General features: G+C 66.2%; 9 protein-coding genes. 3 read left to right on the forward strand and 6 right to left on the reverse strand.

The genetic code is table 11. The annotated features are described in order from the left end of the window. Positions 1–45 precede the first annotated feature (45 nt). The 6 genes from ACXI0U_RS17865 to bacA form a co-directional block, all read right to left on the reverse strand. On the reverse strand, positions 46–5,298 hold the full coding sequence (locus ACXI0U_RS17865) for a DNA repair ATPase (RefSeq protein WP_479550622.1): 5,253 nt from the start codon (positions 5,296–5,298) through the stop codon (positions 46–48). Between the two features lie 83 nt (positions 5,299–5,381). Continuing rightward, positions 5,382–5,621 carry a hypothetical protein gene (locus ACXI0U_RS17870; RefSeq protein WP_479550623.1) on the reverse strand — a complete coding sequence of 80 codons (240 nt, stop codon included), beginning with the start codon at positions 5,619–5,621 and terminating at the stop codon, positions 5,382–5,384. Positions 5,622–5,697: 76 nt separating this feature from the next. Further along, positions 5,698–7,767 carry a hypothetical protein gene (locus ACXI0U_RS17875; protein WP_479550624.1) on the reverse strand — a complete coding sequence of 690 codons (2,070 nt, stop codon included), beginning with the start codon at positions 7,765–7,767 and terminating at the stop codon, positions 5,698–5,700. A gap of 36 nt (positions 7,768–7,803) precedes the next feature. Then, entirely contained in the window at positions 7,804–8,433 is a 630-nt protein-coding gene (locus ACXI0U_RS17880; RefSeq protein ID WP_479550625.1) for a hypothetical protein, read from the reverse strand. Between the two features lie 61 nt (positions 8,434–8,494). After that, a complete protein-coding gene (locus ACXI0U_RS17885) occupies positions 8,495–9,190 on the reverse strand; it encodes a PspA/IM30 family protein (RefSeq protein WP_043240230.1) in 696 nt (231 codons plus the stop codon). A 14-nt stretch (positions 9,191–9,204) separates the two neighbouring features. After that, positions 9,205–9,825, reverse strand: coding sequence for a biofilm formation regulator BacA (gene bacA, locus ACXI0U_RS17890; protein WP_265169631.1), 621 nt, complete (start codon positions 9,823–9,825; stop codon positions 9,205–9,207). Positions 9,826–10,157: 332 nt separating this feature from the next. On the opposite strand from bacA, the gene ACXI0U_RS17895 reads away from it, so the two are divergent. The 3 genes from ACXI0U_RS17895 (at position 10,158) to nirK (ending at position 13,765) form a co-directional block, all read left to right on the forward strand. Then, positions 10,158–11,357, forward strand: coding sequence for a CaiB/BaiF CoA transferase family protein (locus ACXI0U_RS17895; RefSeq protein ID WP_479550626.1), 1,200 nt, complete (start codon positions 10,158–10,160; stop codon positions 11,355–11,357). A gap of 20 nt (positions 11,358–11,377) precedes the next feature. Beyond that, positions 11,378–12,262, forward strand: a complete 885-nt coding sequence (locus ACXI0U_RS17900) for a TIGR02285 family protein (protein ID WP_043240220.1) — start codon at positions 11,378–11,380, stop codon at positions 12,260–12,262. 354 nt (positions 12,263–12,616) lie between these two features. After that, entirely contained in the window at positions 12,617–13,765 is a 1,149-nt protein-coding gene (nirK, locus tag ACXI0U_RS17905) for a copper-containing nitrite reductase (protein WP_371877020.1), read from the forward strand. The last annotated feature ends 18 nt before the right edge of the window (positions 13,766–13,783 follow it).

Genomic DNA, 13,783 nt, shown 5'->3' on the forward strand with positions numbered 1-13,783 from the left:
CCTCCCTCTCTTCGGGTTGTTCGCCGGGCTGGCCAGCCCAGCGGGTCAGGACGATTCGCCACCCGGTGCCTTGCCGGCGCCCATCATCTCGCCCAGCTGGTTGAGGCGGTTGGAGATGTCGTTGATGCGGTGGTGGGTGCGCAGGTCGATGTCGATCTTCTTGTCCATCACCTTGATCAGCGGCAGGAAGCTGTTCTCCAGGCTCTCGGCCAGGCTGACCAGCACCTCGCGCACGCCCTGCTGGGCCGGGGCGACCACCTCGACCTCGAGGTTGGCCGGTTTCTGCACCAGCTTCTCCAGCCCGGCGAGCAGTTCCTGCCAAGGCACCTGGGCATCCGCCGGGGCCTCTTCCACGTCAGGCTGACGGGCGAGGCCGCGCACGCTTTCCACCAGGTCGTTGAGCTGGGCCACCACGCGGCCGCCAACGTCGGTGTCGCTGCCGCCCATGGCCTTGTTGCGCATGAAGTCGCGCTTGATCTGCGCCCAGCGCTCGGCCTGTTCCGGGCTCTGGTTGCCGCGCAGCTCGGCGAGCTTGAGCAGGTTCTCCTCGGCGCCGGTGGTGAGCAGCTGCGACTCGCCCTGGTAGTGGTCGGCCAGCAGTTGCAGCAGCTCGGCGTCGTTCATCACGGCGGAGATCTTCTCCGCCATCTTGTTCATGTTGCGGTAGGAGCCCTGCAGCTTGAACGGCGGTTCGGTGCGGTACTGGTCGGCCTGGGCGGCGCTGGCGATGTACTGCTGGTTGACCTTGAGCACCACGTCGCGCACCTGCATCAGGCGTTGCAGAGTGGTGGTGATCTCGTTGATCTCGGCGCCGCTGTAGCTGTGGCTCAGCTCGTTGCTGGAGAAGGGCTTGCCCTCGGCCTTGGCGACGAAGCGATAGACATCGGCCATGTCGCGGGTGGCCAGGGGCGCCAGCACCGGGTTGGAGGTCAGGCCGTTCTCGATGTAGCTGAGGGAGAAGGCTTCCTGCATGCCGCCCAGGGTGTCGCCGAGGTTATAGATATCGGCACGGTTGGCGAGCATGTCGGGGATCTTGAACACGTCGCCGGACTCGGTGTACGGGTTGCCCGACATCACCACGCAGAACTTCTTGCCGCGCATGTCGTAGGTCTTGGTACGGCCCTTCCACACGCCTTCGATGCGCCGGGTGCCGTCGCACAGCGAGATGAATTTCTGCAGGAATTCCGGGTGGGTGTGCTGGATGTCGTCGACATAGAGCATCACGTTGTTGCCCATCTCCAGGGCCAGGTTGAGCTTCTCCAGCTCCTGGCGCGAGGTGGCGTCCGGCGCCTGGGCCGGGTCCAGGGAGCGCACTTCGTGGCCCAGGGCCGGGCCGTTGATCTTCATGAAGATCAGCCCGAGGCGGTGCGCCACGTACTCCATCAGCGTGGTCTTGCCGTAGCCGGGGGGCGAGATGAGCATCAGCAGGCCCATCAGGTCGGTGCGCTTGTTCTCGCCCACGGTGCCCATCTGCTTGGCCAGGTTGTCGCCGATCACGCCCAGGTAGACGTCGTTGATCAGCTTGTTGCGCACGAAGGAGCTGAGCGGGCGCGGCTTGAATTCGGCCAGGCGCAGGGCATCGCGCTCGCGGCCGATGATGACCTGGCGCAGCGCCTGGTAGCGCTGCAGCCCGGGCAGGAAATCCTCGCGGTGGCCGCGCAGGCGGGCGAAGAAGTCATCCACCGCCAGTTGCAGGCTGCGCTCGGCGATGCGCGGGTGCTCGCCCATGAGGTTGCCGACGGCGAAGCGCAGGTCGACCTCGGTGATGCGCCGCGGGAAGTCCTCGGCCAGCAGCGACAGGGCCACCGCCTCGGGGATGTAGTCGGCCAGGGCGGCATGCTCGCCCTCCGAGCACAGCCCCTGCAGCCAGTTGCTCGCCAGCGCCCATTGCGCCGCCGGGCGCTCGGCCAGGCGTGACAGGGCCTGCTGGTAGTCGTCCCACATGCGCGCGCCCTGCAGGCGCAGCTTGAGCGTCTCCTGCAGCTGGCGGGCGTATTTGCTGAAAGTGAATTCGATGCGTTCGGCGGCCAGTTCCTGCACCAGGTACTCGGCGGCTTCCGCCGGGACGGCGGCGCCCAGCGCCAGGGGCTGCTCGACGAGGAAGGCCTGCATCGCGGCGAGGATTTCCGCCTGCAACTGCAGCAGGCCCTCGCGGCGGCCGAACAGCTGCTGGATGTGCCGGCTGGTACGGGCCCGCTCCGGCCATTGGGCCGCGCTTTCGTCGCTGCGGCGGATGTCCCAGAACAGGCTGGCGAAGGCCCGCGCCGGGGCGGCATGGCGCAGCAGCCCGGCGCTTTCGCGCAGCGGCAGCAGCTGGGCCAGGATGGCGGCGGCGTCGTGGTCGTGGATGCCCTTCTCGTAGCCTTCCTTGTAGCGCGGCGCGGCGAAGTCGCGGATCACCCGCGCCAGCTCGTCGGGCTGCCCCAGCAGTTGCTTGAGGCCGTCCAGGCTGAGGTTCTCCTGCCCCGCATCGGCGGCGTCGAGCACCTGCCCGGCGAGGTATTCGGCGCGGTACAGCTGCGCGGATTCGGACTCCAGCGCCACCTGCCAGAAGGCCTTGAGGGCATCCAGCTCGGGGTCGCGCAGGGGTTCGAGGAAGTCGGTGCCGGTGAGGTGCAGGTGCAGCTCGTCACCCCGGGGCATCAGGGTCAGGTCCAGCTCCTGGGTGTTGACGCTGAAGCGGTGGCGCGGGCCGAGCTTGATGACGTTGCCGCCCTCTTCGAACAGCTCGGTCTTGTCGCGCAGGGCACGCACCGCCTGGTCGCGGGCGCCCTTGAGGCGGGCCTCGACATCATCGGCCTTGACGCTGTCCTTGAGCTCGCGCAGGCGCTCGGCCAGTTCGCGCAGCTTGAGGATCAGCGGGTCGGCGGCGAAGAAGGCGTTGAGCTCTTCGGCCTGGGTGAATTTCGCCGTGCGCCGGCCGAGGCTTTCGAGGATGCGCCGGGCCGCGTCGAGCAGGCCCTGGGCCTTGCGCTGGCGCTCGTCGAGCAGGGATTGCTTGTGCGCCTCGAAGGTTTCCAGCAGCTCTTCGCGCTTGGCGAGGATGTCGCCGAGGAACTGTTCGTGGTCGCCGAAGCGGCTTTCCAGCTCCTCCAGCTGCACCAGCAGGCGCGACAGCTGTTCGTCGCAGCGCTCCGGGTCCTGGGCCTGGCCCAGGGCGTTGGTGATGCCCTGGCTGAAGAGTTTGAACTGGGCACCGAACTGGGCCACGGTCTCGGTGGAACCCAGCCCCTTGCGCCGCTGCTCGGCGCGGGCCTTGGCCTGGTTGAGGCGGGCGTAGATCTCGGAGATGGATTCGATGATGCGGGTGCGCTGGGTGGCGTCGTCGATCTGCAGCGAGGCCATCAGGCTGGAGAGCATGTCGAGGTCGGCGGCCATGGCCTGCAACGCGGCCAGGGGCTCGGCCAGCTGGGCCACGGTCTCGGCCTTCTGCGCCTCGGCGTCGAGGGCCTCCAGGCGGGCGACGAAGGGCTGCAGCGCCTGCTCGCTGGCGAGGAAGCCGGCGGTGGCGGCGGCGGTGCGTTCCTGGGCCTTGAGCAGCTCGGCTTCCATGGCGTCGATGCGCGCCACGTCTATGTAGCGGTAGTCGCGGATGGTCAGCAGCAGGCCGCGCTGGGCGGTGATGCCGTTGAGGGCATCGACGAAGCTCTGCACCTGGTCCCAACTGTCCGGCAGCAGGCCGTCGAGCAGGGCTTTCTGTTTCTCTTCGGCGCCGACCATGGCCTGGTCGGACTGGCGGCGGATGCTCTCGACCTTCTCGTATTCGTCGAGCACCAGCTCGGCGGTGGCGGCCACCTCGCGCAGCAGCGGCGCCAGGCCTTCCAGCTGGTCGCTGCCGAGCCAGTGGTAGACGTCGAACAGGCGGCGGGTGTTCTGGCACAGCTGGGAATAGCGCTGCACCGAGACCGCGGGGGTTTCGATCTCGCGGCTGAGGTCGTAGAGGTCGGAGACGCCGCGCACCAGCTCGGCGTTGCCGATGCGCCCGAGGAAGCCGCTGCGGGCCGGTTGGCGGGCGGCGAATTCCTCGGTGAAGAAGGGGGTCTGCCAGACCTGCATCGGGTGGATGCGGGTGGGCTCCTCGCCTTCGGCGGCGAAGATAACCATGCGCCCGTCTTCCAGGCGCGCGTAGCCATGGCCGAACAGCGGGTTCTGCAGCTGGCGGTTGATCATGTTGTAGGTGAGCAGCACCGCCCGCCCCTGTTCGGGGTGGTAGAAGATGTACTGCACGTCCTCGCCGTTGGGCGAGCGCACGGCACGCTTGAAGCGCATGCCGTCCATGGATTGCTCGAAGGTCTTGTACTCGCCGTTCTGCAGGTAGTAACCGCCGGGGAAGATGATGCCGTGGTCTTCCGGCAGCTGGACGCAGGCCAGGCCGATGGCGTCGATGCGCTCGACCTTGCGGGTCAGGCTGTTGAACACCAGGTAGCGCCACTGCTCTTCGCGGTAGGGCAGCACCTTGAGCAGGATCAGGCTGCCGAGGCGGGCGAATTCCACCTGGGCGTCGTCGAGGGACTGGGTCTTGTCGAGCACTTCCTCGCGGTAGATGCCGAGGCCGTCCTCGGTGTTGTTCTCGACCTTGATGGTGAGGTCGCCGCCGATGGTTTCGACGAACACGGTGTCGAGGATGTTCAGGTGCGGGAAGCGCCCCTGTACCACCATGTCGCGGGTGGCCTTCTTCCATTCGAAGTCGAAGGGCGCCGGCAGGGCGATGTCGCGCTCGCCACGGTTGTCGATGTAGCGCACATCGCGGCCGTCGGCAGAAATGGACCAGCGGAACACGCGGATGTCGGTGATGCGCTCGCCGATCTGGAAGCTCGCCAGCAGCTTGCCGTCGCGGATGGCCAGCTGCAGCAGGCGGGTGTTCTTGTAATAGGTGTAGAGCTCGTTGAAGTCGTTGACGAAGCCCTGGGCCGCGAGGAACGAACCCTCCAGCGGCACCGGCTCGGCTTCGTAGCCCTCGCCCTCCTCCACCAGGCGGTAGAGGGAGAACACGTCGGCGACGTGGGTCTCCTTCTTCAGGCCGATGAAGACGTTGTAGCCGAACAGCAGGCAGTCGCCGACCTGGACGATGTCGCGGGCAATGCAGTTGTTCTCGGTGCGGATGCGCACCCGGCCGACCACTTCCATGCGGCTGTTGCCGAACTCTTCCAGGCGCTTCTGGTTGAGGGACTCGGTGGTCTGCCGCAGGCGTTGCCCCTGGTCCAGCAGGCGCTTGTGCAGCACCTCGTAGGCGCCGCCTTCGGCGACGGCCTTGTCCAGTACATCCTGAGCGGGGGTTGCGGCTTGGGCATCCGACATCGTGGTCTTCCTGAATCTGCGCTGTCTGCAAGCGAGGCGCCCCCACGCGGCGGTGGGGACTGGGGGTGTGGGGCGTGGAGCGGTTAGGCGCCGATCTTCCGGGCGACTTCGGCGACCTTCTCGCGCATCGCCGGGTCGAGCTCCTCGGGCTTGATGTGCGCGATGATTATCTTCAGCACGCGGATTTCGTTCTCATCGATCACGCCGTCACGCTCGGCGATGGCCAGCAGCGAGCCCAGCTCGTGCACGTCCAGCCGGCCGTCGTTGGCGAAGCAGTGGATCGAGCGGAAGGACAGTTCCAGATAATCCCTGGGTTCGGACATGACATGTTCCCTGTTCATTCGTGGGGTTCAGGCACCCGGGTGCACCGGGTGCCTGGCGGTTTGAGGCAGGCCTTCGTCAGGCGCCGGCGACCGGGTCCTGGGGCTCGGCCTTGGCCGGCGCGGCGACGGCAGCGGCAGGCGCCGACTTGCCGTTGAGCAGGCGGGCGAGCACGTCCTGCACCACCGGGCTCTTGCCCACCACGCCTTCGATGGCCTTGCCCACGGAGAGCGACTTGGCGAAGGAGTTGAAGAAGTCGCCTTCGCCGCCGACGATCTCGATCTTCGCCTTGCCCAGCGCGGTGGCGAGCACCTCGGCCTGGTCCTTGGCGATGTCCTTGTTGGCGGCGATGGCGGCCATGGCCTCCTCGAAGCTCTTCTCCAGCTGCATGCGGAACTCTTCGTGCTGGCGAGCGCTGTCGCTGAGGGCATCCAGGGCACCGAACTTCTTGCCCAGGCCTTCGGCTTCGGCGTTGAGGCGTTGCAGCAGGATTTCCGCTTCCGCCGAACCCAGGTCCTTGGTGGCCTTGGCCTTGGCGGCGCCGAGCTGTTCCTCGCCACGCGCCTGGGCGCCCAGCTTCTCTTCCAGGACCTTGGCCTCGGCCAGGCCGTCCTTCTCCTTGGCAGCGGCGGCGGCTTCCAGCACGCGGGCATCGGCCAGGCCTTTTTCCTGCTCGCCACGGGCCTCGGCAATCAGTTGCTCGGCACGTACGCGGGCCTGGGCCAGGCCTTCCTTCTCCTGGGCAGCAGCGGTGACTTCCAGCACCCGCGCATCGGCCAGGCCGGGCGCAGCGCGTTCGGCCTCGATGCCTTCGGCGAGGCGCTTCTTGGCCTCGGCCTGCTTGGCCGCGGCTTCCAGCTCGGCCTGGGCCAGGTTGTTGATTTCCACGGCCTTGTGCTTGGAGCGGGTTTCGTCGGCTTCGGCCTGCTTGACCTGGCGCACCAGCTCCTGCTCGGCTTCGGCCTGCGCCTGGAGCACGATGACCTGCTTGGCGCGCTCGGCCTCGGAGATCTCACGCACTTCCTTGATGCGCTCTTCTTCCTGGGCCACGGTCTTCTCGACGGCGACGCGGTCGCGGATCACGTTGGCGATGTTCTTGCGCTGTTCTTCCAGCGCCTTTTCCTTCTCGATGCGCTGCAGCTCGACCTCGCGCTCGCGGGCGACCACTTCCAGGTCCTTGGCCCGGGTGACCTTCTCCACCTCGATGACCACGGCGCGCTGGCGGTTCTGCTGGGCCACTTCCACTTCGCGCTGGTGGTTCTCGACGCGCACGTCGATTTCCTGCTGCGCCTGGATGCGGGCCTGCTCGGCCTTGAGGCGTTCCTCTTCCTTGACCTTGGCGGTCTCGGCTTCCTCGCGGGCGCGGATGGTCTCGATCTCGCGCTTCTGCCGGGCCTCGGCGTCGGCCTGCTGGCGCTCCAGGGCCAGGGCGGCTTCGCGGGTCTCGACGTTCTTCTTCTGGATCGCCAGTTCCTGGTTGCGCTCCAGTTCGTTGGTGATGACGTTCTGCGCGGCGGTCAGCTCGGTGATCTTGCGGATGCCTTCGGCGTCGAGGATGTTGCTCGGGTCGAGGGAGTTCTTCGCGGTCTGCTCCAGGTAGTCGATGGCGACGTCTTCGAGCACATAGCCGTTCAGGTCGTTGCCGATCACTTCGATGATGCGGTCGCGGAAGTCCTGGCGGTTCTCGAACAGCTGGACGAAGTCGAACTGCTTGCCGACGGTCTTCAGCGCCTCGGAGAACTTGGCGTTGAACAGCTCGTTCACCGCGGCGCGGTCGGAAGCACGCTCGACGCCGATGGCCTTGGCCACCTTGAGCACGTCCTGCTGGGTTTCATTGACGCGCAGGTAGAAGGCCACGGTGATGTCGGCACGCATGTTGTCGCGGCAGATCAGCCCGTCCTTGGCGCGGCGGTCCACTTCCAGGGTGATCAGCGAGATGCGCATGAACTCCTTGAGGTGGATGACCGGGTACACCAGGGAACCGGTGAAGTGCACCTTGGGCGTGGAGGACATGTCGTTGACGATCAGCGCCGTGCCTTGGGGGACCTTGATATAGAAGGCCTTGAACAGGGCCAGGATGCCGACCACGATCAGGACGACGATGCCTAGGCCGATCAAGAAAGTTGTCAGCGCCTCTACGTTGCTCATTGCAATCACTCTCCTTTGATGCTGAGACGCACCGGGTCAGATGCCCCGGAATTCGTCCTCGGTGATGACCCGATAGGCGTGTTGCGCCTCCAGGTATTCCAGTAATACGACGCGGTCGCCACGCTTGAAGCCCTTGGCCTCCTCGGCGCGGACCTTGAGGATCAGCCCGGCGCCACCGTCTTCGAGCACCGCCTCGCCATGCTCCAGGGTGACGCGGCCGCTGCGGATCACCGCGGTCTGGCCGAGCACGCTCTTGCTGGTGGTGGCTTCCGCCTTGCGGAACAGCGGTCGCAACGGGCTGCACACGGCCGCAGCCACCGGCAGCGACAGGCCCAGCGCAACGACGGCCACCACCAGGCCCAGCGGGTAGCGCAGCAGGCCCAACGGCAGGTGCCTGAGGATTAGGAGTTCGGCGAAGTAGGTGAGCAGCCAGCCGAACAAGGCCAGAACACTGAGCACCAGGGTAACGGGGATGTCATTGAGCTTGAGCTTCGACAGCAGGGCGGCGACACCCTCGCCACTGAGCAGCGAGTCGGCCTCGACATTCAGCAGGTCGACCTCCACCAGCCCGAGCGCGACGATCGCCCAGTAGATGATGGCCAGGCACAGCAGGAAGCTGAATAGCACGGTGGGGAACGACAGTGCGGTCTGCAGGAAGATGTCCATCGCTTTCCTATCCCTGAAAAGGCTGGACGGAGCCGAGCGGCCCCGCCCGTTCAACGGTGAATCAGGACTTGCCCTTGTCCTTCAGGCGGGCCAGCACGCTGTCGGCGCTGGTGCCGTCGGCGACGATGCCGGCTGCACGCAGCTTGGCATCGAGGTCATCGTCCGGGCTGCTGGTGGCGGCCAGTTCGGCTGCCGCCTCCAGTTTCGCCGCGCGCTCGGCCTGCTGGCGCTTGATGCGCTCCAGCGATTCGACGGCAGTGTGCAACTTGGTCTGCGAGCCGCTGTAGCGCTGGGCCACGGCCATCTGCGCCTTCTGCACGCTCTCGGTGGCCTTGACGGTATCCACCTGTTGTTTCAGATGCTTGATGTTGCCTTCGGCCTGGGTCACCGCCTTGCGCAACTGGGCAACGTTGGCGGCGAAACCGGCGACCTGCTCGCGCTCCACAAGCAGTTCGTTCTCCAGGTTGGCGATCTTCTCCGCCACTTCCTTGGCCAGGGCTTCGTTGCCCGCTTCCAGGGCCTTCAGCGCGTAGGCTTCGTACTCGCCTACCTTGGCGGCGCATTTGCCGGCACGGTCCTCGGCCAGTTTCTGCCGCGCCATGATCTCGGCCAGGGCTTCCTTGGACTTGCGCAGCTCCAGGTCGGCATCGCGAATCTCCTGGTCGAGGATACGCAGGGCCTGGCTGTCGACAATGGCCTCACCGGCTTCGTTGACACCGCCACGCAGGGCGGCCAGCAGCTTGCTCCAAACGTTCATGTGCATCCTCCAGGTCAGGCCTGAGCCTTCAGATAGGCTTCGTAGGCTTCGGTGGCCCGAATCACGTTGCTGGCGAGGGTTTCGATCTCGTAGACCACGTTGGACAGGATCGAGGTGGCGCTCAGGGCACCGAACATGGTGTAGCAACGCTCACCGCCGGGCAGCGTCTCCAGGCCGATGCTGGAAAGCGGGAACAGCTGGCGGCTGAGCAGCACTTCTTCGTTGAAGGCCACCAGGTCGGTGACTTCGCTCTGCGGCCAGAGCAGCGCCTCGACGATGATCTGCTCACCGTGCAGGGCGACGAACAGCGGCAGGTCGCCGTATTCATGCATGGTGACGTGCAAGCTCGGCTCGGCGCCTTCGATCAGCTCGATGCCGGCATCGCCAGAGGTGAAGAGCTCGGTCGCGGCCAAGGCCTCGCAGAGCGCACGCGCATTCCAGATCTGAGGCATTTCCATGACCCCCTCCTTTTCCAGATTGACCGGCCCTGGCTGGGGCTGGCGCAGCTTGCGTTCAACCGCCAGAAGCGCCTGGGCGTTCTCCGGCAGTATCCAGACTTCCTTTTTCACCAGCCCCTGATCACGCAGGCGCTGGCGGAACAAACGTTGGTAATGGGCGGATGACTTGTTTTGCATGGGCGCAGAATAATTCATCACATGTAAGCTTTCAATACATCACATGTGATATTTGCGAGACCCTGCAAAAGGCGCGCAGCACTAGGCCCCGAAGCGGGTCCGGAGGGTTCTGGAAGGGTGTGGGGATGAGCGCCGAGCATGAGTACCTGTCCCTGGTTTCCGATGTGCGCGATGGGTATCGCCAGGGATTAGAACCCCGTGACGGGCCCTTGGAAAGCGGACAGGGACCGAAGACCGACGTGTTTCACGAAAAAGCAGCCGGCGGACGGCTGCACTGCAACGGGGCAATGGTCTAGGCTACGCGGGATTTTTCCCTGCCCCACGGATGTGCCATGGATACCCTCGCCAAGCCCCTCGCCGGATTGAAAGTCATCGAACTCGGCACCCTGATCGCCGGCCCCTTCGCCTCGCGCCTGTGCGCCGAGTTCGGTGCCGAGGTGATCAAGGTCGAATCCCCCGATGGCGGCGACCCGTTGCGCAAGTGGCGCAAGCTGTACGAGGGCACCTCGCTCTGGTGGTTCGTGCAGGCGCGCAACAAGAAGTCGCTGACGCTCAACCTCAAGCACCCCGACGGCATCGCCATCCTCAAGCAGTTGCTGAGCGAGGCGGACATCCTTATCGAGAACTTCCGCCCCGGCGTGCTGGAGAAGCTCGGCCTCGGCTGGGAGGTGATCCACGCCTTGAATCCGAAGCTGGTGATGGTGCGCCTCTCCGGCTTCGGCCAGAGCGGGCCGATGAAGGACCAGCCGGGCTTCGGTGCGGTGGGCGAATCCATGGGCGGGCTGCGCTACATCACCGGCTTCGAGGACCGCCCGCCGGTGCGCACCGGCATCTCCATCGGCGACTCCATCGCCGCGCTCTGGGGCGTGATCGGCGCGCTCATGGCGCTGCGCCACCGCGAGGTCAACGGCGGCCAGGGCCAGGTGGTGGACGTGGCGCTGTACGAGGCGGTGTTCGCCATGATGGAAAGCATGGTCCCGGAGTTCGACGTGTTCGGCTTCATCCGCGAGCGCAGCGGCAACATCATGCCCGGCATCACCCCCTCCTCCATCCACACCAGCGCCGACGGCCGCCACGTGCAGATCGGCGCCAACGGCGATGCCATCTTCAAGCGCTTCATGCTGGCCATCGACCGAGAGGATCTGGCCCTCGATCCGACGCTCGCCAGCAACGACGGCCGCGATGCGCGCCGCGACGAACTCTACGGGGTGATCGACCGTTGGGTGGGCTCGCTGCCCCTGGACCAAGTGCTGGCGACCCTGACCCGCGCCGAGGTGCCGGCCAGCCGCATCTACTCCGCCGAAGACATGTTCAACGACCCGCAATTCATCGCCCGGGAGATGTTCCTCCAGGCGCGCCTGCCGGACGGCAAGCCCTTCCGCATGCCCGGCATCGTGCCCAAGCTCTCGGCGACGCCGGGCTCGGCCGAATGGGTCGGCCCGGAGCTGGGCGAGCACACCGCCGAGTTGCTCGCCGGTCTCGGCTACGACGCGGGACGCATCGACACCCTGCGCAAGGAAGGCGCAATCTGAACCGCAGCACGCCACCCACCTTGCGGCACGCCCCATCGCTGCGCGCCCGCCTGCGCCGCGCCCTGCTCGGTTGCGCGCTGCTGGGCGCAGCCGGCGCCTGCCTGGCCGAGCCCGCCCCGTTGATCACCTGGACGGTGCGCGACATGGCGCCGTTCAACATCATGGAGGGCCCGCTCAAGGGCCAGGGCATCGCCGACCGCATGCTCGGCCTGTTGCAGCAACGGCTACCGCAGTACCGCCACCTCAACAGCCGGGTCAACCGCGCCCGGGCCAACCAGATGTTCGCCCGCGACACCCTCACCTGCGACGCAGGGGTGCTGAGGACCCAGGAGCGCGAACAGCTGATGTACTTCTCCATCCCCACCCTGGGCGTGGTCACCAACGGCGTAGTGGTGCGCCAGGAGCGGGAGGCGCAGATGCGGCCCTTCCTGCACGACGGCAAGATCGACCTGGCGGCCTTTCTCGCCGACTCGCACCAGCGCCTCGGCGTGCTGGTGGAGCGCAGCTACGGGCCGGCGATCGATGCCACGCTGCATGCCGCCCCGCCCGAACGCCTGCTGGTGCACCACGGCAACAACGCCCTGGGCAGCCTGTTGCAGATGCAGGAGCACGGCCGCATCAGCGCCCTGCTCGGCTACTGGCCCGAGGTGCGCTACCTGGCCGAGACCGAGGGCATGGAGGTCTCCAACCTGCGCTTCTACCCGGTGCAGGGCATGCCCAGCTACCTGCTGGCCCATGTCGGCTGCTCGAAGACGCCCGAAGGCAAGAAGGCCATCGCGGCGATAAACGAGGTGATCCGCGAACTGCGCGGCGAGGAACTGATCCAGCTCTACGCCCGCTGGCTGGACGGCCCCACCCGCGAGGCCTACCTGAAGGACGCCAAGGGCTTTTTCGAGAAGGATTGAGTCCCAAAACTATGCTGCCGGAGGGTTTTGAGCCCAGCTGAGTGCCGAGCCTTGCTGATGCGTTGCTATAGATTCGACGCGCTCCCCTCAAGCACGGCGCTTTCCGGGGTTCTTCAGGATTTCTGCAACTCCGCGCGATGGGTTTCGCTTCGCTCTACACCATCCTACGAAAGCCGCTGCGACGCAGCGCGCACCGCGAGTGATGCGCACATCGATCGACAAACGCGACCTGACGCACATCTACCCCTGCGACAGGTTGTCCAGTTGCAGGCTTGTTTGTCTCAGCTCAAAGAACGTTTCTACCCACGCGGTATCTCTGTAGCCACGACGAATCGTCCTTTACGGAGATGCACCATGCACGATCAGGAAGAGCTGTCCCTTTCCCGCCGTACCCTGCTGGCAGGCGCGGTGGTGCTCGGCGTCACCGGCTCGGTACTTGGCAGCGCCAAAGCGATGGCCGGCGAGCCGGCACCGAAGAACATGGGCAAGGCGCCCGACCTGTCCAAGCTGGAGCGGGTCAAGGTCGAGCTGGTGGCGCCGCCCTTCGTCCATGCCCATGAGGCGCGCGCCAGCGGCAAGCCGAAGGTGGTGGCGTTCACCCTGACCATCGAAGAGAAGACCCTGGTGCTCGATGACGAGGGCACCGAGATCCACGCCATGACCTTCAACGGTTCGGTGCCCGGACCGCTGATGGTGGTGCACCAGGACGACTACGTGGAACTCACCCTGGTCAACCCGGCCAGCAACAGCATGGCCCACAACATCGACTTCCATGCCGCCACCGGCGCCCTGGGCGGCGGTGCGCTGACCATCGTCAGCCCCGGCGAGCAGGTGAAGCTGCGCTTCAAGGCGACCCGCGCCGGGGTCTTCGTGTACCACTGCGCGCCGGGCGGGGCGATGATCCCCTGGCACGTGGTCTCGGGCATGAACGGCGCGATCATGGTGCTCCCGCGTGACGGCCTGAAGGACCGCGCCGGCAAGGCGCTGAAGTACGACAAGGTGTTCTACGTCGGCGAGCAGGACTTCTACGTCCCCCGTGACAAGGACGGCAAGTTCAAGCGCTACGCCAGCCCGATGGAAAGCTTCGTCGACATGCAGGCGGTGATGAAGGGGCTGATCCCCAGCCACATCGTGTTCAACGGCAAGGTCGGCGCACTAACCGGCAAGAACGCGCTCAAGGCCAAGGTCGGCGAGACGGTGCTGATCGTCCACTCCCAGGCCAACCGCGACACCCGCCCGCACCTGATCGGTGGCCACGGCGACCACGTCTGGGCCAGCGGCAAGTTCAACAACCCGCCGGAGGAAGACCTGGAAACCTGGTTCATCCCGGGCGGCGCGGCCGGGGCGGCGCTCTACACCTTCCGCCAGCCGGGCCTGTACGCCTACCTCAACCACAACCTGATCGAGGGTGTGCTGCTGGGTGCCACCGCGCACTTCCAGGTGGAGGGTGAGTGGAACGCCGACCTGATGAGCCAGATCGAGCCGCCGTCGCCGATCAAGTAAGCCGCCGGCCGGTCCGGG

This window comes from Pseudomonas sp. C9D1, assembly GCF_056491235.1.